Raw genomic sequence first — 23,140 nt, forward strand, 5'->3', positions numbered from 1 at the left:
GCGGGCGGAGCGGGCGCTCTCCGCCCCGCCCGCCCGTTGAGCTCCAAACGAGCGCCCGTCGCGGCCGACCTCCCCGCGACGTCGAATCGCTCCAGTCCGCGGCGACGTCGTCCGCGAACGCACTGCCCTACCCGGACGCGACCACTTCCACCTCGAACCCATCGGTGTTCTCCAGGTACGCGGCGTAGTGCCCGGACCCGCCCGCCCACGGGTAGCGGTCGGCGAACAGCGGCCGCCAGCCGTGCTCCGGCGCCGCAGCGGCGATCGCGTCGACCGCGGCGCGATCGCCGCCGTGGAACGCGAGGTGGTTGAGCCCGGCGCGCAGCCGGTCGTGCTCCCCGGCCACTGCGGGCGAGCGCTCCACGACGACGTACACGTCGCCGCACCGCCAGGTGCGCCCGGCCGCCCACTCCCGATCCGGTGCCCAGCCGAGCTCGCCCAGCAGCCAGCCCCACTCGGCCACGGCCCGATCGAGGTCGGTGACCCACAGCTCGACGTGGTGCAGACCGTTCACCGCCGCTCAGGCATGCAGCACCTCGCGCGTGCCCGCGTAGTGGCACGCCACCTCGTGCCGCTCCCCGCCGGTGGGCGCAGCGGCCAGCGGCGGCGGCTCCTCGATGCAGCGCTGCTTCTCGGTCTCGGTGAGCTGCTGGTGCTTCCAGCAGCGGGTGCGGAAGCGGCAGCCGCTCGGCGGGTTCGCCGGGCTCGGCACGTCACCGGCGAGCAGGATCCGCTCACGGGTCCGCTCCACCGCCGGGTCCGGGATCGGCACGGCCGAGATCAGCGCCTGGGTGTACGGGTGCTGCGGGCGCTCGAAAAGGTCGTCGCGGTCGGCGATCTCGACGAACTGCCCGAGGTACATCACGGCGACCCGGTCGGAGATGTGCCGCACCACCGACAGGTCGTGCGCGATGAACAGGTAGGTGAGCCCGAACTCGTCCTGCAGCGACTCCAGCAGGTTGAGGATCTGCGCCTGGATCGACACGTCCAGCGCCGACACCGGCTCGTCGAGCACGACGAACTTCGGGTTCAGCGCGATCGCGCGGGCGATGCCGACGCGCTGGCGCTGCCCGCCGGAGAACTCGTGCGGGTAGCGGTCGGCGTGCTCGGGCGAGAGCCCCACGGTCTCCAGCAGCTCGGGGATCGTGTCCTTGGTGAGCTCGCCGCCGAGCAGGTGGTACTTCTCGGTGAGGATCTGGCGGACGGTCAGCCGCGGGTTCAGCGACGCGTACGGGTCCTGGAAGACGATCTGCATGTCCGCCCGGGCCTTGCGCAGCTCCGTGGGCTCGAGCGCGGTGATGTCCTGCCCGCCGATCACGATCTTGCCGGACGTGGGCTCGTGCAGCCGCAGGATCGCCCGCGCGGCCGTGGACTTGCCGCACCCGGACTCGCCGACGATCGACAGGGTCGTGCCCGGCTCGATCTCGAGCGAGAGCCCGTTGACGGCCTGCACCGCCCCGACCGTTCGCGAGAAGAACAGCCCGGAGCGGATCGGGAAGTGCTTGACGAGGTCGGTCACCTCGACGACCGGCGGCGCGCCGGTGCTCGGCGAGCGCTCCGCCGCGGGAGCGACCTCCTTCGGTGCCGCGAGGGCCGCGGCCACCTCGCCCGGGTGCAAGCACGCGTGCAGGTGGTCCGAGCCGGGCGCCATCGGCAGCAGCTGCGGCACCTCGGCGCGGCAGGCCTCGGTGGCGAACGCGCACCGCGGGTGGAACGCGCACCCCGGGGGCACCCGAGACAGGCTCGGCGGCTGGCCGGGGATCGGCTCCAGCTTGGCCGGACGGGCGTGGTCCATGCGGGCGAGGCTGGACAGCAGCCCGTAGGTGTAGGCGTGCCGGGGCGCACCGAAGATCTCGTCGGTCGTGCCGGTCTCGACGATCCGCCCCGCGTACATGACGGCGATGCGATCGGCGTGGCTGGCGACGAGCCCGAGATCGTGGGTGATCAGCACGATCGCGGTGTTGCGGCGCTCCTGCAGCTCCTCGAGCAGCTGCATGATCTGCGCCTGCACGGTGACGTCGAGCGCGGTCGTGGGCTCGTCGGCGAGCAGTACCTTCGGGTCGTTCGCCAGCGCCATCGCGATCATCGCGCGCTGCCGCATGCCGCCGGAGAACTCGTGCGGGTACTGCCGCGCCCGCACGTGCGGGTTCGGGATGCCCACCTCGGCGAGCAGCTCGACGGCCCGCTTGTTGGCCGCCGCTCTGCTGATCTTCTGGTGGGCCCGCACCATCTCGGCGATCTGGTCGCCCACCCGGAACACCGGGTTCAGCGCGGTGAGCGGGTCCTGGAAGATCATCGCGATCTCGTTGCCGCGCAGCTTGCGCTGCTGGGCGTCCGGCAGGTCGAGCAGCGAGCGGCCGTGCAGCAGGACCTGCCCGCTCGGGAAGGTGGCGGGCGGGCTGGGCACCAGCCCGAGGATCGTCATGGCCGAGACGGACTTGCCGGAGCCGGACTCCCCGACGATCGCCAGGGTCTCGCCCGCGTCGACGTGCCAGGAGACGCCGTCGACGGCCTTGACGACGCCGGCCGCGGTCTCGAAGTGCACGCGCAGGTCGCGCACCTCCAGCACGCGCTCGCGCGGCGCGGCGTCGCCCGCCGCGAGGACGTCCTCCTGGGCAGTGGTGAGGTCGGGCACGTCAGTTACCCCCGCGCAGCTTGGGGTCGAGCGCGTCGCGCAGCCCGTCGGCGACGAAGGCGAACGCCAGCGTCGTGATGACGATCGCCATGGCGGGGGCGAGCCAGAGGTGCTCGTTGCCCGGGACGCGGATGAAGTTGTAGCTCTGGGAGATCAGCCGCCCCCACTCGGGCACGTCCGCCGGCACACCGACGCCGAGGAACGACAGCGAGGCCATGGCGACCACGACCACGCCGACGCTGGTGAACGCGTAGACGACGACCGGCGCGATCGCGTTGGGCAGGATGTGCCGCAGCACGATGCGGGTGTCGGAGGCGCCGATCGAGCGAGCCGCCTCGACGTACTCCGACTCGCGCAGCGCCAGCGTCTGCCCGCGCATGAGCCGGGCGCTGGTCGGCCAGCCGAAGATCACCAGCGCGATCACCACCGGCAGCACGCCCTGGCCGAAGATGCGGACCACGAAGATGGCGCCGACCAGCAGCGGGAACGCCAGCAGGATGTCGGTGAAGCGCATGATGACCGCGTCCACCCAGCCGCGCTTGTAGCCGGCCAGCGCGCCGAACGCGACGCCGACGATCACCGACATCAGCATGGTTCCGATGCCGACGACCATCGCCAGCCGCGCGCCGTAGACGAGCGCGGAGTACATGTCCCGCCCCAGGACGTCGGTGCCGAGGATGTGGTCGGCGCTCGGCGGGGCCGTGGTGTTGAGCAGGTTCTGCTCGAACGGGTCGTACGGTGTCAGGAACGGCTGGAAGATCGCCATGAACAGGATGACCGCGACGATGACCAGCCCGGCCACGGCGAGCTTGTTGCGCTTGTAGCGGCTCCAGATGTCGGCCAGCGCGCCCGGCGAGCCGGAGCGGCGGCGGCGCCGGGTGGCCACGGTCTTGCCCTCCACCGCGGACGCGGCGCGCTGATCGGTCTGACCGGCGCTGTGCAGTCCGTCGGGGTCGGCGAACGGCTCCGTCGGCGGGATGCCGGCCGCCGGGGTGCCCTCGGGGGGCGGGGGAAGCGTCGTCATGAGGGATCGCCTCTTGATGTCTTGTGGGACGTCGGGAACGCGGGGCCGGCTAGTCGAGCCGGATCCTCGGGTCCAGGAACGCGTAGAGGATGTCGACGATCAGCGACAGGACCACGAACGCGAGCACCGCGAAGACCACGACCGCCGCGATGATCGGCACGTTGTTGCCGGCGATGGCCCGGAACAGCAGGTACCCGACGCCGTTGTACTGGAAGATCGACTCGGTGATCAGCGCACCGCCCAGCAGCACACCGAGGGAGACACCGAGGTAGGTGACCACGGGGATGATCGAGTTGCGCAGCGCGTGCTTGCCGATCACGACCCGCTCGGACAGGCCCTTCGCCCGTGCCGTGCGGATGTAGTCGGCGCGCAGCACCTCGAGCATCGAGCCGCGCATCAGGCGTGCGACGAACGCGGCGTCCACGATGGCCAGCGTGAACGCCGGCAGCAGCACTTCCTGGTACCACGGCACTTCCGAGCCGAAGGGTCTGGGCACCGCGGGGAACGGTCCCCAGCCGGCCAGGTAGGCCAGGAACACGACGCCGAGCACGAACGTCGGCACGCCGATGGCCACCGTGGAGACCACGGTGACCAGCACGTCGGAGAACGAGTAGCGCTTGACCGCGGCGATGATGCCGGCGATCACGCCGATGATCACGTCGATGAGGATCGCCACGAGCGCCAGCCGCACGGTGTTCGGCAGCACATCGATCAGCATGTCCGCCACGGGCCGGCGCTGGTCGTACTCGACTCCGAGGTTCCCGGTGGCGAGGTTGCCGAGGTAGGTGAAGTACTGCTGGTAGAGCGGCTTGTCGAGGCCGAAGATGGCCCGGTTCTGCTCGGCGATCGCGGGCGGCACCTGCCGGTCGCCGGTCGACGCGAACGGGTCGCCCAGCGCGAAGGTGCCGAGGAAGACGAGCAGCGTGGTGGCGAGTACCACGAGGACGGCCTGGCCGATCCGGCGCAGGATGAACTTGCCCACGAGGACTCCCTTTCTCGGAGAGGACCGTCCTGGTGAACCGTGCGACGCCGGCCGGCGGACGCCCGGGGTCACCGGGGCCCGCCGGCCGGCGTCAGCGACGGATCACTTCAGGAAGATCTGGTCGAACGTCGGGTCCTCGTTGAAGTCCATGTTCACGTTGCCCCACTTGGAGTGGTCCACCAGGCGGAACTGCTGGCGCTGGAACAGCGGGATCACGGCGAGGTCGCGGCCGATCGCGATCCGCTCCGCCTCCTTCCAGAGCTCGTTGCGGGCCGCCTCGTCCTTCGTGGCGGAGGCACGGGCCACCAGCGCGTCGAACTCCGGGTTGGAGTAGCGGCTGTAGTTGTTGCCGGTGACCTTGCCCTCGGCGTCGAGCTTGATCGACGAGGTGGCCATCAGCGGGATCAGGTAGTTGCCGGGCGTCGGGTAGTCGGCGCCCCACGCGAGCCGGTAGAGGCCGGAGGCGCCCTTGGCCTCCATGTTGTTCAGGTGGTCGGTGAACGGAACGCCCTGGTAGTTCACCTTCAGGCCGAGGTTCTGCTCGAGCTGCTGACGCACGGCGGCGGTCCACTCCTCGTGCCCGGCGCCGGTGTTGAACGACAGGTTGATCTCCGTGCCCGGGGTCAGCCCCGCCTTCTCGGCCAGCTCCTTCGCCTTGACCGGGTCGTAGACGCACGCGTCGCACACCCCGGGCTGGTAGGCGTCGGGGAACAGCGACGGCACGATCGAGTCCGCCGGCGCCTGGGCGCCCTTGAACACGCCCTCGGCGATCGCGGCCCGGTCGATCGCCATGGAGACCGCCTTGCGCGCCTCGGGCGAGTTGAGCGGCGGCTCGGCGTTCATCGCGACGAAGTAGTTGATGCCGTTCGTCTTCTTCGACAGCCACTTGCCCTGCGGCTCGAACTCGGCCCGGTTCGGGCCGATCAGCGGCGTGGGCATGCGGGCCCAGTCGAACGTGCCGGCCTTGAAGCCGTCGGTCTCGAGCTGCACGCCGTTCTGCGGGTTGAGGATCGTGAACTCGATCGCGTCGAGGTAGGCCTTCGGGCCCGCGTCGTACTCCTCGAAGCGGACGAGCCGGATGCCCTTGTCGTGCTCCCACTTGCCGTCCATCTTGAACGGCCCGTTGCCGATGGGGGCGTCGGTGTAGTTCGGGTCGCTGGTCGGGCCCACCGCGGCGGGCGCGGGGCTGAGCGCCGGGTGGTTGGTCCGCAGCGGGAACTCGCAGTCGGGCTGGACGAGGTTGACGACCAGCTGGTTGGCGGAGGCGACCTGCACACCGGTCATCTCCGGCGCCTGGCCGGCCTGGAACTCCTCGTAGCCCTGGATCACGTCGAGGTGGTAGGAGACCTCCGAGCCGGAGTTCGGCGCAGCCACCCGCTCCCAGCCGCGCTTGAACGAGGTCGCGTCGACGACCTCACCGTTGTGGAAGTGGGTGTTGGGCTTGAGGTTGAACGTCCACTGGCTGCAGTCGTCGTTGGCCGACCAGTCGGTCGCGACGCCCGGCACGACCGTGCCGTCCGGCTCGACCTGGACCAGGCCGGTGAACAAGGCGTTCGCGACGGAGGTGCCCTCGGACTCCTGCACGTTGTACGGGTCGATGGCCGTCGGCTCGGTGATGCCGAGGCGGAACACCCCGCCCGGTTTGCCGGGCACGACCTCGACCGGCGGCGTCTCCGGGTAGCCGACGCTCGGCTGCGCGGAGCCTCCCTCCGGAGCTCCCTGGTTGCTCCGCTGGGCACAACCCGTGAGCACCATCGCCGCCGCGGCGCCGAGGGCGACCACGGCGAAGCCCGTGCGCGATCTCCTCATGTGGATTCCTTTGAACTCTCTGTTGTCTTCGGCGTCCCGTTCGGACGGCCGATCCACCCCGGTGCGCCCGGCCATGTGCACGGCCGGTGACGCGGACAGCAGGGACCGTAGGAACGGCGGCTACCGGGCGGTAGCAAAGCTCCCCGATCGTGACCAAAGGGTGACTTCCCCGTTGGCCTGAACGGCGGCGCAGATCACGATAGACGGACGCTTGAGTGCGCAACCATCGGGTGCTTGATCGTGACCGAAAGGGGCTGCGATCAGGGACAGTGATCAGGAGGACGGCAGCGGCCGCCACCGCTGCGCGCCGGTGAAGGGCCCGGTCAGCAGCGGGCCCGGGCCCACACCCGTCGCGGCGTCGGACTCGGGCGTGCTCACCACGACGTCGACCGGCTGGAACAGCGGTAGCTCCGCGGCCTGCTCCCACAGGTCCTGCTGCACGGCCTGGGCGAGGTCCGGGCGCGGATCGGGCGTCATGAGCTCGGTCATGAGCGCGTCGAGCAGCGGCTGGCAGAAGCCGGTCGGGCCGGGCACCTGCTCCGGGCCGGTCGCCGAGCCGGACATGCAGCCGAACTCGGACGCGACGGCGGTCGCCGCATCGCCGGCCGCAGGCCGGTTGAGCACCATGAGGTCCACCGCGATCCCGGTGGGCGCGGCGGGGACGGCGGGGGCGGCCTCGGTGGGAGTCGACGTAGGCGTCGCCGCGGTCGCGGGCGCGGCGGCCGGGGTCGCGGTGGCGCCCGAGGTGGGGGCGGCCGACGTCGAGGGTGGGGTCGGGGCCACGGTCTCGGCCGAGTACAGGTCGACGACCGGCGGGGCGACGACGGTGGCCGGGATCCCGGCCCCGCTCAGCTGCCGGGCGACGGCCGCGGCCACGCGGAGATCGCCGGGCCGCTCGGCGCCCGCCCCGATCGTGAGCCGCACGGGCGCGCCGTCGGCCATCCAGGGAGCGGTCGGGGACGTCCGGGTCCAGCCGGCCTGCTGCAGCAGCGCGGCGACCTCGGCGGCGTCGGCGCGCCGTTCGGGGGCGGTCGCCGTGTACCCGGGCTGCGACGGTGCCCGCCCGTACGCGTCGGCCCGCAGCGCCTCCGGTGCGACCTCCGCCCGGATGGCCTCGCGGTCGATCAGTGCGGCGACGGCCTTGCGGGCGGCGAGGTTGCGCAGCGGGCCGGTGTCGGCGCGCAGGCCGAGCGTGACCACCTCGGCGCGGGGCACGGGCTGGGTGCGCGGCGCGGGCTGCAGGCCCACCAGCGCGGTGCGCAGCTCGGGCCCGGCGGTGGTGACGGCGAGATCGATGTCACCGGAGGCGAGGCCCGCGGCGACGTCCTCCGGGTCGAGCCGGCGCAGCACCAGCTCGTCGACGACGGTCGGGGCGTCCCAGTAGAGATCGTTGCGCACCAGCACGATCTCGCCGCGGCCCCGGTCCACGCTGCCGACCTTGAACGGGCCGCCGGAGGCCGGCAGGCCGTTGCGCAGGGCACCGACCCAGGAACCGGGCGCATCCTTGAGCAGGTGGGCGGGCAAGAGCCCGCTGAACAGGTACTGCCAGGCCGGGTAGGGCTCGGCGAACTCGACGTCGACCGCCTTGCCGCCGGCGCGCGAGCGCACCGCGGTGATCAGCCGGTAACCGGCGGCGTCGGCGACCCCCGGCTCGGCGCGCATCCGCTCCCAGAGGAAGACGAAGTCCTCCGCGGCGATCGGTGCGTTCGTCGACCAGGAGGCCTCCAGGTTCAGCTCGTAGCTGACCGTGAAGGGCTCGGACGACGTCACCTTCGCGCTGGTGGCGATCGTGGTGTCCAGCTGCGCCACACCGTTCTCGTCCACTCGGAACACCGAGGGCAGCACCAGCGTGGCCAGGGCCTGGGTGACCGGGGAGACGTCGGCGAGCAGGTGCGGGTTGAACCCGGGCGGGAGGTCGTCGACGCCGACCACGATCTGCGTCGGCGTGCCGGGCTGGGTCGTCGGGGTCGCGGTCGGGGTCGGCGTGACCTCCGGCGGCGGGACGGGCTCGTTCGCGCACGCCGCCGCCACCATCGCGACCAGCGCTAGCAGGACGATCCACGTCCGGCGACCCACGATCACCTCCCCAGCGACGGGTGCGGCCGGGGACCGACCCGCGGTCGGTCCATCCTGCATCAGCGTGCGCAGGAGGCCGGCTCGGGGGTTGTCCCCGGCCGGGGATCAGCCCGAGTTGTTCGCCTTGGCCCGCGCACGCTGGCGCGCGCGCTCCCGCGCGTCCAGCTCCACCTTCCTGATCCGCACCGACTGCGGCGTGACCTCCACGCACTCGTCGGGGGCGCAGAACTCCAGCGACTGCTCCAGGTTGAGGATCGTGGGCGGGGTGAGCTTCACGAACGCCTCCGCCGTGGACTGGCGGATGTTCGTGAGCTTCTTCTCCCGGACGATGTTGACCTCGAGATCGTCGGGCCGGGTGTGCTCGCCGACCACCATGCCGGCGTAGACCATCGTGCCGGGACCGACGAACATCGTGCCGCGGTCGGAGAGCTGGTCGACGGCGTAGGCGGTGACGGCGCCCTCCCGGTCCGCGACGAGGGAGCCGCGCTGGCGGGCGCGGATCTCGCCGACCCACGGCCCGTACCCGTCGAAGACGTGGCTGGCGATGCCGGCGCCGCGGGTGATGGTGAGGAACTCGGTGCGGAAGCCGATGAGGCCGCGCGCCGGCACGCGGTAGTCGAGCCGGACCCGGTTCTCGCCGTGGACCATGTGCACCAGCTCGCCCCTGCGGGAGGCGAGCAGCTGCGTGACGGCGCCCAGCGCATCGGCGGGGACGTCGGCGGTGAGCCGCTCGAACGGCTCGTGCACCGTGCCGTCGACGATCTTGGTGACGACCTCGGGCTTGCCGACCGTCAGCTCGAAGCCCTCGCGGCGCATGGTTTCGACGAGCACGGCCAGCGCGAGCTCGCCGCGGCCCTGCACCTCCCACGCGTCGGGGCGTTCGGTGGGCAGCACGCGGATGCTCACGTTGCCGACGAGCTCGGCGTCGAGCCGGTTCTTGACCTGACGGGCGGTCAGCTTGGTGCCCGGCTGCGGATCGCGGCCGACGAGCGGGGAGGTGTTGATGCCGATCGTGACCGAGATGGCCGGCTCGTCGACGTGGATGCGCGGCAGCGGCACCGGGTCGTCCGGGTCGGCGAGGGTGTCGCCGATCATGACGTCGGGGATGCCGGCGACGGCGACCAGATCGCCCGCCACGGCCTCCTCGGCCGGGACCCGCTCCAGGCCCTCGGTGCGCAGCAGTTCGGTGATCTTGACGCGGGTGGTGCCGCCGTCGGCGGTGCACCAGGCGACCTGCTGGCCGCGGCGCAGCACGCCCGCCCGCACCCGGCAGAGCGCGATGCGGCCGAGGAACGAGCTGGCGTCGAGGTTGGTGACGTGCGCCTGCAGCGGCGCGGTCGGGTCATCGGCGGGCGGCGGAACCGTCTCGGCGATGACGTCGAACAGCGCCTCCAGGCCGGGATCGGCGGGCAGCTCGCCGTCGGCGGGGCGCTGCCGCGACGCGCGCCCGGCCCGGCCGGACGCGTAGACGACCGGGAGGTCGAGCAGCCGCGCGGTGGTGTCCTCGTCGAGCTCCAGCTCGTCGGCCAGTTCGAGCAGCAGCTCGAGGGTCTCGTCGACGACCTCGGCGATGCGCGCGTCCGGGCGGTCGGTCTTGTTGACCACGAGCACCACGGGCAGCGCAGCGGCCAGCGCCTTGCGCAGGACGAACCGGGTCTGCGGCAGCGGGCCCTCGCTCGCGTCGACCAGCAGCAGCACGCCGTCGACCATGGACAGCCCGCGCTCGACCTCGCCGCCGAAGTCGGCGTGGCCGGGGGTGTCGACGACGTTGAGGATCATGTCCCGCCAGCGCACGGCCGTGTGCTTGGCGAGGATCGTGATGCCCTTCTCGCGCTCGAGGTCGCCCGAGTCCATGATCCGGTCGACGGCGGGGCCGCGCGAGGCGATGGCGCCGGACTCGCGCAGCATGGCGTCGACGAGGGTGGTCTTGCCGTGGTCGACGTGCGCGACGATGGCGACGTTGCGCAGGCTCGCACCCGCCTCGCGGTCGCCGCGAGCCCGATCCGCGGTGTCCGCGATGGTGGAAATGCTCACGCCACACGGTATCCCGGGCGCCGCGCCGATCCCCGTGCAGGTGAGCAGCAGCTCAACCGGGTCGTCCCCCCGGTCCCGCGGTGGTCAGCCGGTCCGCGGCCACAGCGCGCCGAGCTGCCCGGCCCGGATGTGCTGGACGTCACGCAGCAGCAGGACACCCGCCGGGCCGAGCTCGACCGCCGCGTCGAGCAGGGTGACGAGCGGCGCGGTGACCCGCAGGCCGCGGATCTCGAGCACCTCGGGCGGCCGACCGGGCTCGGCGACGACCTCCCGGCGCCGCAGCGGACGGCGCCGGTGCGCAGCGGCGACCCGCACCGGCGTGGGCGGGCGCGCGACGATCCCGTACCACCAGGCGGCCGCCACCCCGGTCAGCACGGCGCCGGGACCGGCCCACAGCACGGCCGCGCGCACCCGCAGCTCATCGGGCCCCAGCCCGGGCCGGAGCAGGTAGGTGCGCGGCAGCACCGGCTGCCACGCCCGGGTGCGCACCCGCTCGTCGATGTGCGCGGCGGGGACCCCGGCGGCGATCAGCTGAGCCCGGGTGAGCAGCCCGCGCTGGCGGGCGAGCAGGACGTCGAGCACACCGGATCGGACGGAACCCGCCCGGCCGCGGCTCCCCGGATCCCCCGATCAGCCGAGCAGCCTGCGCAGGTGCGGGACGAGAGCGCGATCGGCCTCCACCCAGGCCAGCCCGTCCAGCTCGTCTGGGCCGATCCAGCGCAGTGCGGCGTGCTCCAGTGCGACCGGCTCCGGGCTGCCCGCGGCCAGCTCCGCCGCGTGGATCCGCAGGACCCCCACCGGCAGCGGGAGATCGGGGCCGACCCGCCCGGTCACGGTCACGAGCGCGCCGAGCTCCTCGTGGCACTCGCGGGCGACGGCGGCCGGCTCGGACTCCCCCGCCTCCACCCGGCCGCCCGGCAGCTCCCAGCGACCGGCCAGCTCCGGCGGGCGGGTCCGCTGGGCCACCAACAGCCGCCCGTCGCGCACCAGCGCAGTTCCCACGACGATCACGGGAGGGATGGTGGCAGGCCGGGGGCGGTGCGGGGCGAGGACGTCCCCCGCCTCAGGGGCTGGGCCAGCGGACTTCGAACCTGGCCCCGCCGGCTCCGGACTCCCCCGCCGAGACGGTGCCCCCGCGCCCGTGCACCAACGCCTCCACGAGCGCCAGTCCCAGCCCCGCACCGCCCCCGGCCTCCGGGTTGAGCCGCACGAACCGGTCGAACACCCGGCGGCGGTCGGCGAGCGGGATACCGGGGCCGTCGTCCTCGACGACGAGTCGCACCCACCGCCCGGCCGGCAGCACCCCGACCCGCACGAGCCCGGCCGCGTACCGCACGGCGTTGCCGATGAGGTTGTCCAGCACCAGCGCGACCTCGGACGGCGTCGCGGCGACCACGGCCGGGGTGGGGGCGGCGAGGGTGATCGCGGGCCCGTCCTCGGGCGCGGTGGAGTGGGCGCGGTCGACCGCTGCGCGCGCCGCGGCCACGAGGTCGACGGGCTGCGCCGGCGGGCGCTGGCCCGAGTCGGCGCGGGCGAGCGCGAGCAGCGCGGAGAGCAGGCTGCTCAGCCGGGCGGCCTCGTCGACGATCGACTTCAGGGTCTCCTCGGCGAGCGCCGGGTCGGGGTGGGCGACGGCGACCTCGGCCTGCGCGCGGATCGCCGCGACCGGCGAGCGCAGCTCGTGCGCGGCGTCGCCGGTGAACCGCTCCAGCCGAGCCACGGCGTCGTCGCGGCGGGCGAGCAGCAGGTTGAACTCGGCGGCGAGCGCGCGCAGCTCGTCGTCGGCGGCCGGCAGGGGCAGCCGCTCCCCCGGCGGCAGGGTGGCCGCGGCCCGGCGGAGGCGGTCGACCGGCCGCAGCGCCGCCCGCGTCGCCGACCACGCCGCGAGCGCCACCACCCCCGCGACCAGCAGCGCGCCGACGAGGAACCAGCTGGCCGCGTTGGCCAGGATCGTCGCCGACCCGACGAGGTCCGCGGAGGCGATCACCACCCGCACCGCCCCGTCGGGGCCGACGGTGGACAGCCCGAGCCAGCGCCGCATGTCGGTGCCGCCCCCGGTGGTCAGCTCCTCACCGCCGGCGATCCGGCGCACCTGCGCGTCGGACAGCGGGAGCGCGGCGCCGCCGTCGACGGGCCGGCCGGCGACGTCGACGATCCGCACACCGGCGATGCGGACCAGCGCGGGATCGACGCCGACGCGCACCGAGTCGGCGACGGAGGAGGCCTTCGCGGCCAGCTCGACGTCGGCCGCGTTGATGACGGTGATGACCAGGAGGCTGCCGCCGAGGCGGGACAGCGCCGCCAGCGCGACGAGCGCGACCACCCCGACGACGAGGGTGATGCGGGTGCGCAGCGACCGGCGGGCCCACCAGTCCCGCAGGGCGGCCACCGGTCTCACGGCGTGCCGACGAGGTACCCGTAGCCGCGCACGGTCTTGAGCAGGTGCCCCGCGCCGACGGCGTCGAGCTTGCGGCGCACGTACCCGACGTAGACCTCGACGACGTTGCGGCTGGCCGCCTGCTCGTCGCCCCACACCATGCGCAGCAGGTCGTCCTTGGCCACGGCGGTGTCGGGCCGGCTGGCCAGCGCGTGCAGCAGCGCGAACTCGCGCGGCGACAGCTCGATGCTCTCCCCCTTCCAGCTGACCGACCGGGAGACCGGGTCGACGACGAGCGGACCGAGCCGAACCCGCTGCCCGGTGCGGCCGAGCGCCTGGTCACGGCGGCGCAGCAGCGCCTTGAGCTGCGCGACGAGCACGACGAACGCGAACGGCTTGACGAGGTAGCCGTCGGCGCCGAGGTCGAGCCCGTCGGCCTGGTCGAACTCGCCGTCCTTCGCCGACACCAGCAGCACAGGGGTGTCGACACCCGCGGCGCGCATCTCCTCCACCACCCGGTAGCCGGACAGCCCGGGCAGGATGATGTCGAGCACGATCGCGTCGAACCCACCGGTGAGTGCGGCCTGCAGCGCGGAGCGGCCGTCGCCCAGCGCGACGACCTCCATGCCCTCGGCAGTGAGCCCGCGGGCGACCGCCGTGCGGATCCCGGGCTCGTCGTCCACCACGAGTACGCGTGCCATGACGACATCGGACGCTACCGCGCATCCGGCCCGGTGCACCTCAGAACACTCTCAGCGACGATGGGTCACGCTTCACCCATGGCTCGTCCCATCCGTCCCGAAAGCCCGACGCTCCCACGGAGGCCCATGCGCAGGTTCGGACGCCCTGTCGCGGCGGCCGTCGCCGTCGCGGGGCTCGTCGGGCTCGGTCTGCTCGCCGTCCCGGCCGGCGCCGGGGCCCAGCCCGAGCTGCCGCCGGTGACGCCGGAGGAGCTGGTGCGATCGGTGCTGGAGGCGAAGCCGGGACCGTTCGCGGGCACCGTGGAGGCCGAGAACGCGCTGGGGCTGCCCGCGCTGCCGGGCCTGCCCGCGGCCGCGGCCGACGGCACCTCGACGGCGCGCGTGTGGGCGGGCGACGAGCGGCAGGGCCGCGTGCAGCTGCCGACGTCCGACAGCGAGCGCACGTTCGTCACCGACGGCGCCACGTTCTGGACGTGGGACTCCGACACCCGCGAGGTCACCACGGGCAGCCGGGCCGCGCAGCCGGGCCGCGGGCCCGCGGTCGACCCGGCCACCGCGGCCGGGGAACTGATCGACCGGCTGGGCGGATCGAGCACGCTCGCGGTCGACGGCACCGCCGAGGTCGCCGGCCGGCCCGCCTACGAGCTGGTGCTCGCGCCGCAGCCGACCGAGCGGACGCTGCTGCGCGAGATCCGCATCGCCGTCGACGCGGAGAAGCGGATGCCGCTGCGGCTGGTCGTGCTGGCCAACGGCTCGCCCGACCCGGCGCTGCGGATCGGCTTCACCGACGTCGCGTTCGGGCCGCAGGATCCGGCCCTGTTCACGTTCACCCCGCCGCCCGGCTCCACCGTGCGCACCGCACCGGCCGAGCGGCCGGGCAACCGCCGCGGCGCGCCGAACGCGCAGGTCCGCACCGTCGGCGACGGCTGGGACGCCGTGCACGTCGCCGAGCGCGGCGCGCAGGCGCCCGGGAACATCCCGGACCTGGATCGGATCGGCACCCGCGTGTCGGGGCCGTGGGGTTCCGGTCGGCTGATCACCTCCGTGGTCGGCTCGGTGCTGGTCACCGACGACGGGCGCATCGCGGCCGGTGCGGTGCCCGAGCAGGTGCTGACGGAGGCGCTCACCCGATGAGCCGACGCCACCCCTGCACTGCGGAGGCCGGGCCGCGGTGACCGCGCACTCGGTGATCGGGCCGGCCGAGACCGGCACCGGACCGGTCGCCACCCCCGCGGCCCGCGTGTCGGGGCTGCGCAAGGTCTTCGGCTCCACCGTGGCGATCGACGGGATCGACCTGGAGGTGCCGGCGGGGTCGGTGCTCGGCATGCTCGGCCCCAACGGGTCCGGCAAGACCACGCTGATCCGGATGCTGCTCGGGCTGACCCGCCCCACCGCGGGCACCGTCGAGCTGCTCGGCCACCCGGTGCCCGCTGCGGCCGACCTGGCACTGCCGCACGTCGGGGCGCTCGTGGAGGGGCCGGGGTTCCACCCGTTCCTGACCGGCCGGGAGAACCTGCGCCGCCTCGCCGCCGCGGAGCCGCTGCTGGCGACGGCGGACATCAGGCCCGCGGTCGCCGCCGCACTGGAGCGGGTCGGGCTCACGGCGGCGGCCGATCGCCGCTACCGCGGCTACTCGTTGGGCATGAAGCAGCGGCTCGGGCTGGCTGCGGCCCTGCTGGTGCCGCGCCGCTTGGTCGTGCTCGACGAGCCGACGAACGGCCTCGACCCGGCGGGCACCCGCGACGTGCGGCGCATCATCGCCGAGCTGCACGCGGCCGGCACCACCGTGATCGTGTCGTCGCACCTGCTGGCCGAAGTGGAAGCGACTTGCACCCACGTCGCGGTGCTGCAGTCCGGCGGACTGGTCGCCACCGGCGAGCTGGCGTCGCTGCTCGCCGCGGGCACCGGCGGGCTGATCGTCGTCACCCCGGAGGCGGACGCGGCTGTGCGCGCCCTGCGCGCCGCGGGCGCCACCGCCTACCGCACGCGGGACGGCGAGCCCGCCGTGGTCGTCTCCGACGACGGGCCGCCGGCGCCGGAGATCATCGCGCTGCTGGTGCGCACAGGGATCCCGGTGCACGAGGCTCGCAGGCGGCGCACCAACCTGGAGGAGCTGTTCGCGCAGCTGACGGAGGACGGATCATGACCGCTGCGACCGCGACCGGTCCCGCAGCGACCGTCCGTGGGGCCCCGCTGGGCAGGCTGCTCGGCGCCGAGCTGCGGTGGGTGCTGCGCCGGCCGCGCACGATCGCGTTCCTCGTGCTGTTCGCGCTGGTGCCGGTGGTCATCGGGGCCGGGGTCGCGATCGCCGACCGCGCCGGGGGGCCGGGCCGCGGCCTGATCGGCGCAGTCGCGGGCAACGGGCTCGTGCTCCCGGTGGCCGCGCTCACCGTGTCGCTGGCGCTGCTGCTGCCGCTGGCTGTGGCGATGGCAGCGGCCGACGCGCTGGCGGGCGAGAGCGCCGCCGGCACGCTGCGCGGGTTGCTCGTGGCCCCGGTCGGCCGGTTGCGGCTGGTCGTGATGAAGGCGTTCGGCGTGCTGGTGGTGGCCGCGGCGGCCACGCTGGTGATCGCGGTGCTCGGCGTGCTGTGCGGGCTGGTGGTCGTCGGCTGGGCGGAGGGCCAGATGGTCACGCTCTCCGGCACGACCCTCGGGTTCGGCGAGGCGATGGGCAGGGTCGCGCTCGCCGCGGCGTGGACGACCGGCCAGCTCCTGGCCGTCGGCGCGGTGGCGCTGGCCGTCTCGTCGCTGACCGAGCACCCGCTGGTGGTGCTCGCCGCGGTGCTCGGCGGGGTGATCGTGTCCGGTGTGCTGGCTGCGATCCCGGCGCTGTCGTGGCTGCAGCCCTACCTGCTGACGACCGGCTGGTCCGCGGGCGCGGACGTGCTACGCGACCCGCTCCCGCTCGACGGGCTGGGCGAGTCGACGCTGCGTGCGCTCTGCTACCTCGTGGTCGGAGCCGGCGTCACCGTCGCCCGGATGCTCCGCCGCGACGCCTGAACCGCGGTGCGGCAGGATGCCGGCATGCCGAAGCTGCTGGACGACGCCTCGATCTCGGCCGCTCTGCAGACGCTGCCGGCGTGGGAGCGCGCCGGCGGCTCGCTGGTGCGCACAGCGCAGCTGCCCAGCTTCCCCGCCGCGATCGCGGTCGTGGACCGGGTCGCGGAGATCGCGGAGGAGGCCGACCACCATCCGGACATCGACATCCGCTGGCGCACGCTGACGTTCCGCTGCTCCACCCACAGCGCGGGCGGCATCACCGAGCTGGACGTCGAGCTGGCGCGCAAGATCGACGAGCAGGTCGCGGCCGCTCAGGGCTGACCTGCGACGATGCTGCGGTGCCCCACGAGGACGTCCTGCCCGCGCTGGAGGAGGAGCTCGCGGCGTTCTGGCGCCGGTCCCGGGCAGCAGGCCGGGAAGCCGCCCGCGAGCTGCACCCCGAGCTCGATCCGGCGGTGTTCCCGCTGATCTCGGTGCTGGGCAGGCGCGGCCCGCTGCGGATGTCGGAGCTGGGTGCGCGGCTGATCCTGGACAAGTCGACGGTCAGCCGGCAGGTCGACACGGCGGAGCGGCTCGGCCTGGTGCGCCGCTCCGTGGACCCGTCGGACGCGCGCGCCCGGCTGGTCGAGCTCACCGAGACGGGCCGGGAGCGCCTCGACGCGGTCCAGGCGCGGCGCCGGGCGGCGTGGAACCGGGCGCTGTCGCAGTGGTCACGCGAGGACGTGGTCACGCTCACCCGGCTGCTCGCCAAGCTGGGTGAGTCCGGGATCGCATGACCCCCACGCACTCGTGGGAATGACCGACGCCCCCGTATGGTTGCAGGTATCAACCAATCGCTCGTGGGGGTTCCGTGACGGCAGCTGCACCATCGATCGACAGCGGGCGCATGACGCGCCGACAGACCCTGGAGGCCCTCTCCGGGATGTTGCTGGCGATGTTCACCGCGTTCCTCTCCTCGACGATCGTGGCGAACGCGCTGCCCACCATCGTCGTCACGCTGCACGGCACGCAGCACCAGTACACGTGGGTCGTCACCGCCACCCTGCTGGCGTCGACCGCGACCACCCCGATCTGGGGCAAGTTCGCCGACCTGTTCGACAAGAAGCTGCTCGTCCAGCTGTCGATCACGATCTTCACCGTCGGCTCGGTGCTGGCCGGGTTCGCGCAGTCGATGGAGACGCTGATCGTCTGGCGCACCCTGCAGGGACTCGGCCTCGGCGGGCTGCAGGCGCTGATCGTCATCGTGATGGCGGCGATCATCAGCCCGCGCGAGCGCGGCCGCTACACCGGTCTGATCGCCACCGTCATGTCGGTGGCGCCGGTGGCGGGCCCGCTGCTCGGCGGGGTGATCGTCGACGCACCGGGCCTGGGCTGGCGCTGGTGCTTCTGGGTCGGCGTGCCGCTGGCCGTCATCGCGCTCGTGGTGCTGCAGCGCACCCTCAAGCTGCCGGTGATCAAGCGCCAGGTCTCCATCGACTACCTCGGCGCGGCCCTGATCGCCGGCGGCGTCAGCGACCTGCTGATCTGGATCACCCTGGCCGGTTCCGACTTCGCCTGGGACTCCCCCACGTCGTTCCTGCTCGCCGGGCTGGGCATCGCCCTGCTGGCCGCCGCGCTGGTCGTCGAGGCCAAGGCCAAGGAGCCGATCATCCCCCTGCGGTTGTTCCGCGACCGCACCACCACGCTGGCCACCATCGGCAGCATCGCGGTCGGGGTGGCGATGTTCGGCGGCGCGGTCTTCCTCGGCCAGTACTTCCAGATCGCCCGCGGCTACTCCCCGACCGTCTCCGGCCTGCTGACCCTGCCGATGATCGTCGGCTCGACGCTGTCCTCGACGCTCTCCGGCATCCTCATCACCCGGTTCGGTCGCTGGAAGCGCTACATCGTCGGCGGCGGTGTGCTGACGCTGGTCGGGTTCGGGCTGCTCGCCACCATCGACCACACGACGGACATGGTGCTGCTCGGGGCGTACCTGTTCCTGCTCGGCTCCGGCATGGGCATGACCATGCAGAACCTCGTGCTCGCCGTGCAGAACTCCGTCGCTGCCCGTGACCTGGGCGCGGCCAGCTCGACGGTGTCGTTCTTCCGCTCGCTGGGCGGCACCGCCGGCGTGTCGGTGCTGGGCGCCGTCCTCGCCAACCACGTCACCGCACTGATCGCGCAGCGGCTGCCGGCGGGATCCGGCTCGGCGGGCCTGGGCGACCTCGCCGACCTGCCTCCGGCGATCGCCACGATCGTGCGCGAGTCCTACGGCGACGCCACCGCGCTGATCTTCCTGGTCTCCGCGGGGCTCGCGCTCGTGTCGCTGATCGCGATCCTGGCCATCCGGGAGGTGCCGCTGCGCACCGAGACCGGCATCGAGCGGGAGCGCGCCGAGGCCGCCGCGGAGGCCGCGCGCACGGCCGCCCAGCAGGCGACGCACCAGACGCCCGCCGCGCGCTCCGCGTCGCCCGAGCCGGGATCGAGCTGACCGGTCAGATCCGCCGGTTCGCCAGGACGGGCACGGTCTTGCGGGCGGCTGCGACGGCTTCCGGGTCGAGATCGGCCAGCAGCAGCGCGGGCTCCCGGTCCAGCTGGGCGACCACCTGCCCGAGCGGTCCGGCCACCAGGCTCGCCCCGATCCCGGCGGGCGCCGAGCCCGGGTCGCGGCCGACCGTGCGCGGATCGGCCTGGTCGCACGCCACGACGTAGGCGGTGGAGTCCAGCGCCCTGGCCCGCACGAGCAGGTCCCACTGCTCGCGCTTGCCCGGCCCGTCGCCCCACGAGGCGGGCAGCACGATCACCTGCGCCCCGTCGGCGGCCAGCAGTTGGAACAGCGCGGGGAACCGCACGTCGTAGCAGGTGGCGAGGCCGACCTGCAGCCCGTCGACGGTGATCGAGACCGGTTTGGCCCCGGGCGCGACCGTGCGCGACTCGGTGAAGCCGAACGCGTCGTAGAGGTGGATCTTGTCGTAGGTCGCGTCGACGCCGGGCCCGGTGGCCAGCAGCGTGTTGTGCACCCGGCCCTCGTCAGCCGGGGTGAACATGCCGACGACCGCGGTGATCCCGGCGTCGGCGGCCGCGGCGCGCACCGCGTTCGCCCACGGGCCGTCGGCCGGCTCCGCGACCGGGCCGAGCGGATGACCGAACGCGCACATCGTCGCCTCCGGGAACACGACGAGCGCCGCGCCGGCCTCGGCCGCTTCGCGGATCCCGTCACGGACCAGGGACAGGTTGTGCACCGGATCGGCGGTCGAGGCGATCTGGGCGACGGCGACGCGCATGCGCCGAGCCTATGCCGAAGCAGTGGCGACCGGCGTGATCCGGGCCTCCACCCGCTCGACGACGACGAACGGTGCGGTAACGTGGAACACGTGCAGCGCTTCTACTACTGGTTTACCCGCCCGGCCCGTGTGGGGTCGGCCGGCGAACCACTGCGCTGACCACCCTGCCCGAGCCGGAAGAGAAGTGCCGGCTCGGCGTCTCCCACGGCGGGTCGGTGCGAGAAGCCCGAAGGAAGCCCGCAGATGTCACCCGTGAAGGCGCAGCCCGCCGTCGCAGCGCTGGACTCCCACCGCACCCTCGCGATCAGCCCGCTGCTGTCCCCGTCCCTGCTGCGCCACGAGCTGCCGGCCGACGAGCTGGTCGCCGACTGCGTCACCCGCTCGCGCGCTGAGGTCGTCGACGTCCTCGACGGCCGCGACGACCGCCTGCTCGTCGTCGTCGGCCCGTGCTCGATCCACGACCCGGTCGCCGCGCTCGACTACGCGCACCGGCTCGCCGCGCGGGCCGAGCAGCTCGCCGACCGCTTGCTCGTGGTGATGCGGACCTACTTCGAGAAGCCGCGGTCGACCGTGGGGTGGAAGGGCCTGGTCAACGACCCCGGCCTGGACGAGTCGTTCGACGTCAACCGCGGTCTGCGCACGGCCCGCGCGCTGCTGCTGGACGTGCTCTCGCTCGGGCTCCCGGTGGGGTGCGAGTTCCTCGACCCGATCACCCCGCAGTACATCTCCGACCTGGTCACGTGGGGCTCGATCGGCGCTCGCACCGCCGCCAGCCAGGTGCATCGCCAGCTGGTCAGCGGGCTGTCGATGCCCGTCGGGATCAAGAACGGCACCGACGGCGACGTCCAGGTCGCGGTCGACGCGGTGCGCGCCGCGTCCACCCGGCACGTGTTCATGGGCATCAACCCGGACGGGCTGGCCGCGCTGATCTCCACCTCCGGCAACCCGGACGCGCACATCATCCTGCGCGGTGGGTCGCGGGGCCCGAACTACGGCGCGGCCGACGTCTCCGCCGCGCTCGACCGGCTCACCGAGGCGGGGCTGCCGCGGCGGGTCATCGTCGACGCGAGCCACGGCAACAGCGGCAAGGACCACGTGCGCCAGGCCGAGGTCGTCGCCGACCTGGCCGCCCGGATCGCCGAGGGCGACCGCGACGTCACCGGGATCATGATGGAGAGCTTCCTCGTGCCCGGCCGCCAGGACCTCGGCCCCGACATGGCCTACGGGCAGAGCGTCACCGACGCCTGCATGGGCTGGGACACCACGTCCGCGCTGCTCGACGAGCTGGCGGCGGCGGTGGCGCGCCGGCGCGGTTGACGGCTCGGCGCGCGGACGGACGTACGGACGGAGGCAGGGACGCCACCCGGGCGTGGCGGCGATCGTGCTGGGCGGCGCGGCGCGGCGCGGGTTGAATGGCGGCGTCTTCCCAGCCCGGTCGTCCCCGGAGGCGCCATGCCCCTGTCCCCCGAGGAGTTCCACGCGCACGTCCTCGCCGCGGCGGACGACGACGGCCGGCTGCCGCTCCCGCCGGTCGCCGAGTGGTACTCGTTCCCGTTCGAGGGGCTGATGCGGGTGCGGCCACTGGCGCCGCCGGTGCCGGAGCCGCCGCGGCAGGGGGCCGACCCGGCCCGCTGCCCGACGTGCGCGCGCCGCGACGAGGGCATCTGGCTCGACGAGCGGTGGCGGTTGGAGCGCGTCGCCGGGGGCGGTCTGCCGCTGCTCCTGGTGCTCTACCCGCGCGACCACCACGATCTCGCCGATCTCCCCGACGCGCTGGCCAGGGAGCTGGGTGTGCTCACGGTGCACGTGGCGCGGGCGATCGAGGCACTGCCGCACGTCGCGCGGGCGCACGTCACGCGCTTCGGGGACGGTGGGGCGCACCTGCACGTGTTCTTCTGGGCGCGCCCGGAAGGACAGCTGCAGCTGCGGGGATCGTGCCTGTCGATGTGGGACGACGTGCTGCCCCGCTACCCGGACGAGCTCGCCGAGGCGGATGCGGCGATGGTGGTGGGCTGGCTGGGAGAAGCGCTCCGTACACGGTGAGCGCCGGGTCACCGCCGCTGCGCCGCCGGTAGCTGGTCGGGGTCTCGCCGTACTCCTGCTTGAACGCGTGGCTGAACGTCGGCAGATCGCCGAACCCGCAGGCCACGGCGATGTCGGTGACCGAGAGGTGGCGGTCGCGCGGATCAGCCAGCCGCCTGCGGGCGTGGGCCAGCCGCAGCTTGCGGATCAGCGCCCCGACGGTCAGCTCGGCCCCGGCGAAGCAGCGGTGCAGGCCGCGCACCGAGATGTAGTGCGCACGGGCGATCGACTCGACGTCGAGCGCCGGGTCCTCGATGTGCTCGGCGATGTAGCGGGCGACCTTGCGGCGCAGGTCGGCCGCCGCGCGCGTGTGCGGCCAGTCGTCGTCGGAGGCGCCCAGCATCGTCGTGACGAACGCGGCCAGCTCGGCGGCGAGCCGGCGCCCGTCGACGTGCTGCGGCGGGCACTGCGCGGTCTCCGCCAGCATCCGCCCGACGAGCGCCCCGAGCCGGTCCGTGCCCAACGGGCGGGCGGTCACCGAGCGGGACCGGTCCGGTGAGATGTCCACCAGATGGCGCGGCCAGGTCAGCACGAGCAGCTTCCACCGGTCCTGCAGGTGCCAGGCGAACGGCCGGTCGGTCTCGTAGAGGACGAACCGGCCGGGCACCAGCTCGGCCTCCCGGCCGTCCTGCTCGACCACCGCCCGGCCGCTGGTGAGCAGGCCGATCTGCAGGTACGCGTCGCCGTCGCGGCTGAGGCGGCGGGTGCGGACGGCGCTCTGCGGCGGCGCGCTCACCTCGGCGACGGACACGGTACCCAGCAGGGTGCTGCGCACCCGGCTGTCGAACGGGCCGTCGAGATCGGGATCGACCACGTCGAGCGCCACGAAGTGGGAACGGAGCAGGTCGCGCCAGTCGTCGAGGCGCGACGCGGTGTCGGTGGCCGTGCAGGGCCCGCCCGCCTGCCCGACGAGCGGGAACGGGCCGACGCGCAGCGCCTCCGTCATGGTGGCCTCGCCTTCCGGCGGGTGGTGGGGTCACATGACCGTTCGACGGTAGGGCCGCTCGGCCCGCGAGGTCCACACATCTGGCACGCAACGACAAGCGCGCCGCCGGCAGCCGGGTCCAGCATGGGCGGGCGACGCGGCCGGGGCGCGCACCCGGGGGCGGGACCCCGACCGCAGGCCGGACCCGAGGTCAGACCCGAGGAGCTGCCGC

General features: G+C 73.7%; 20 protein-coding genes. 7 read left to right on the top strand and 13 right to left on the bottom strand.

Annotation, left to right across the window (positions count from 1 at the left end; all coding sequences use genetic code 11):
* Positions 1–127: 127 nt before the first annotated feature.
* The 11 genes from BUE41_RS18635 to BUE41_RS18685 form a co-directional block, all read right to left on the bottom strand.
* Positions 128–514, bottom strand: coding sequence for a VOC family protein (locus BUE41_RS18635; protein ID WP_200804004.1), 387 nt, complete (start codon positions 512–514; stop codon positions 128–130).
* 6 nt (positions 515–520) lie between these two features.
* Positions 521–2,635, bottom strand: coding sequence for an ABC transporter ATP-binding protein (locus tag BUE41_RS32705; RefSeq protein ID WP_327194775.1), 2,115 nt, complete (start codon positions 2,633–2,635; stop codon positions 521–523).
* A gap of 1 nt (position 2,636) precedes the next feature.
* On the bottom strand, positions 2,637–3,659 hold the full coding sequence (locus BUE41_RS18645; RefSeq protein ID WP_084755344.1) for an ABC transporter permease: 1,023 nt from the start codon (positions 3,657–3,659) through the stop codon (positions 2,637–2,639).
* 49 nt (positions 3,660–3,708) lie between these two features.
* Complete coding sequence (locus BUE41_RS18650) at positions 3,709–4,641, bottom strand: ABC transporter permease (RefSeq protein ID WP_073458394.1); 933 nt, start codon at positions 4,639–4,641, stop codon at positions 3,709–3,711.
* Between the two features lie 102 nt (positions 4,642–4,743).
* The gene (locus tag BUE41_RS18655) at positions 4,744–6,450 is read right to left on the bottom strand and encodes a peptide ABC transporter substrate-binding protein (RefSeq protein WP_073458395.1); all 1,707 of its coding nucleotides are present in this window, start codon (positions 6,448–6,450) and stop codon (positions 4,744–4,746) included.
* 273 nt (positions 6,451–6,723) lie between these two features.
* Positions 6,724–8,526, bottom strand: a complete 1,803-nt coding sequence (locus BUE41_RS18660) for an ABC transporter family substrate-binding protein (RefSeq protein WP_234997399.1) — start codon at positions 8,524–8,526, stop codon at positions 6,724–6,726.
* 105 nt (positions 8,527–8,631) lie between these two features.
* Positions 8,632–10,554 carry a translational GTPase TypA gene (gene typA, locus BUE41_RS18665; protein ID WP_234997413.1) on the bottom strand — a complete coding sequence of 641 codons (1,923 nt, stop codon included), beginning with the start codon at positions 10,552–10,554 and terminating at the stop codon, positions 8,632–8,634.
* A gap of 90 nt (positions 10,555–10,644) precedes the next feature.
* A complete protein-coding gene (locus tag BUE41_RS18670; RefSeq protein WP_073458397.1) occupies positions 10,645–11,142 on the bottom strand; it encodes a hypothetical protein in 498 nt (165 codons plus the stop codon).
* Between the two features lie 48 nt (positions 11,143–11,190).
* Complete coding sequence (locus BUE41_RS18675; RefSeq protein WP_073458398.1) at positions 11,191–11,571, bottom strand: (deoxy)nucleoside triphosphate pyrophosphohydrolase; 381 nt, start codon at positions 11,569–11,571, stop codon at positions 11,191–11,193.
* A gap of 52 nt (positions 11,572–11,623) precedes the next feature.
* Positions 11,624–12,949 carry an ATP-binding protein gene (locus BUE41_RS18680; protein ID WP_073458399.1) on the bottom strand — a complete coding sequence of 442 codons (1,326 nt, stop codon included), beginning with the start codon at positions 12,947–12,949 and terminating at the stop codon, positions 11,624–11,626.
* A 5-nt stretch (positions 12,950–12,954) separates the two neighbouring features.
* Positions 12,955–13,638: a response regulator transcription factor gene (locus BUE41_RS18685; RefSeq protein ID WP_073458400.1), complete on the bottom strand. Its 684-nt coding sequence runs from the start codon at positions 13,636–13,638 to the stop codon at positions 12,955–12,957.
* A 126-nt stretch (positions 13,639–13,764) separates the two neighbouring features.
* Here BUE41_RS18685 and BUE41_RS18690 point away from each other — a divergent pair, with 126 nt between their 5' ends.
* From BUE41_RS18690 to BUE41_RS18715, 6 genes are all read left to right on the top strand, one after another.
* The gene (locus tag BUE41_RS18690) at positions 13,765–14,772 is read left to right on the top strand and encodes a LolA family protein (RefSeq protein ID WP_073458401.1); all 1,008 of its coding nucleotides are present in this window, start codon (positions 13,765–13,767) and stop codon (positions 14,770–14,772) included.
* A 37-nt stretch (positions 14,773–14,809) separates the two neighbouring features.
* Entirely contained in the window at positions 14,810–15,784 is a 975-nt protein-coding gene (locus tag BUE41_RS18695) for an ABC transporter ATP-binding protein (protein WP_200804005.1), read from the top strand.
* Positions 15,781–16,638, top strand: a complete 858-nt coding sequence (locus BUE41_RS18700; RefSeq protein WP_073458402.1) for an ABC transporter permease — start codon at positions 15,781–15,783, stop codon at positions 16,636–16,638. The genes BUE41_RS18695 and BUE41_RS18700 overlap by 4 nt, the downstream gene beginning before the upstream one ends.
* Positions 16,639–16,662: 24 nt before the next feature.
* Positions 16,663–16,959 carry a 4a-hydroxytetrahydrobiopterin dehydratase gene (locus BUE41_RS18705; protein WP_073458403.1) on the top strand — a complete coding sequence of 99 codons (297 nt, stop codon included), beginning with the start codon at positions 16,663–16,665 and terminating at the stop codon, positions 16,957–16,959.
* A gap of 17 nt (positions 16,960–16,976) precedes the next feature.
* A complete protein-coding gene (locus tag BUE41_RS18710; RefSeq protein WP_073458404.1) occupies positions 16,977–17,414 on the top strand; it encodes a MarR family winged helix-turn-helix transcriptional regulator in 438 nt (145 codons plus the stop codon).
* 110 nt (positions 17,415–17,524) lie between these two features.
* Positions 17,525–19,108 carry an MDR family MFS transporter gene (locus BUE41_RS18715; RefSeq protein ID WP_084755350.1) on the top strand — a complete coding sequence of 528 codons (1,584 nt, stop codon included), beginning with the start codon at positions 17,525–17,527 and terminating at the stop codon, positions 19,106–19,108.
* A 4-nt stretch (positions 19,109–19,112) separates the two neighbouring features.
* Here BUE41_RS18715 and BUE41_RS18720 read toward each other — a convergent pair whose 3' ends face one another.
* Positions 19,113–19,901 carry a carbon-nitrogen hydrolase family protein gene (locus BUE41_RS18720; RefSeq protein ID WP_073458406.1) on the bottom strand — a complete coding sequence of 263 codons (789 nt, stop codon included), beginning with the start codon at positions 19,899–19,901 and terminating at the stop codon, positions 19,113–19,115.
* A 243-nt stretch (positions 19,902–20,144) separates the two neighbouring features.
* On the opposite strand from BUE41_RS18720, the gene BUE41_RS18725 reads away from it, so the two are divergent.
* Complete coding sequence (locus BUE41_RS18725; protein WP_073458407.1) at positions 20,145–21,218, top strand: 3-deoxy-7-phosphoheptulonate synthase; 1,074 nt, start codon at positions 20,145–20,147, stop codon at positions 21,216–21,218.
* A gap of 535 nt (positions 21,219–21,753) precedes the next feature.
* Here BUE41_RS18725 and BUE41_RS18735 read toward each other — a convergent pair.
* Positions 21,754–22,929: an AraC-like ligand-binding domain-containing protein gene (locus BUE41_RS18735; protein ID WP_073458409.1), complete on the bottom strand. Its 1,176-nt coding sequence runs from the start codon at positions 22,927–22,929 to the stop codon at positions 21,754–21,756.
* Between the last annotated feature and the right edge of the window lie 211 nt (positions 22,930–23,140).

Origin of the sequence: Pseudonocardia thermophila, assembly GCF_900142365.1 — a bacterium.
Taxonomy (GTDB): Bacteria; Actinomycetota; Actinomycetes; order Mycobacteriales; family Pseudonocardiaceae; genus Pseudonocardia; species Pseudonocardia thermophila.

Bases quoted from the DNA above. Each gene is read 5' to 3' on its own strand.
- BUE41_RS18685 (WP_073458400.1), bottom strand. From the start codon at position 13,638: ATGGCACGCGTACTCGTGGTGGACGACGAGCCCGGGATCCGCACGGCG.
- BUE41_RS18655 (WP_073458395.1), bottom strand. From the start codon at position 6,450: ATGAGGAGATCGCGCACGGGCTTCGCCGTGGTCGCCCTCGGCGCCGCG.
- BUE41_RS18645 (WP_084755344.1), bottom strand. From the start codon at position 3,659: ATGACGACGCTTCCCCCGCCCCCCGAGGGCACCCCGGCGGCCGGCATC.
- BUE41_RS18725 (WP_073458407.1), top strand. From the start codon at position 20,145: ATGTCACCCGTGAAGGCGCAGCCCGCCGTCGCAGCGCTGGACTCCCAC.
- BUE41_RS18700 (WP_073458402.1), top strand. From the start codon at position 15,781: ATGACCGCTGCGACCGCGACCGGTCCCGCAGCGACCGTCCGTGGGGCC.
- BUE41_RS18735 (WP_073458409.1), bottom strand. From the start codon at position 22,929: ATGACGGAGGCGCTGCGCGTCGGCCCGTTCCCGCTCGTCGGGCAGGCG.
- BUE41_RS18720 (WP_073458406.1), bottom strand. From the start codon at position 19,901: ATGCGCGTCGCCGTCGCCCAGATCGCCTCGACCGCCGATCCGGTGCAC.
- BUE41_RS18715 (WP_084755350.1), top strand. From the start codon at position 17,525: ATGACGCGCCGACAGACCCTGGAGGCCCTCTCCGGGATGTTGCTGGCG.
- BUE41_RS18690 (WP_073458401.1), top strand. From the start codon at position 13,765: ATGCGCAGGTTCGGACGCCCTGTCGCGGCGGCCGTCGCCGTCGCGGGG.
- BUE41_RS18705 (WP_073458403.1), top strand. From the start codon at position 16,663: ATGCCGAAGCTGCTGGACGACGCCTCGATCTCGGCCGCTCTGCAGACG.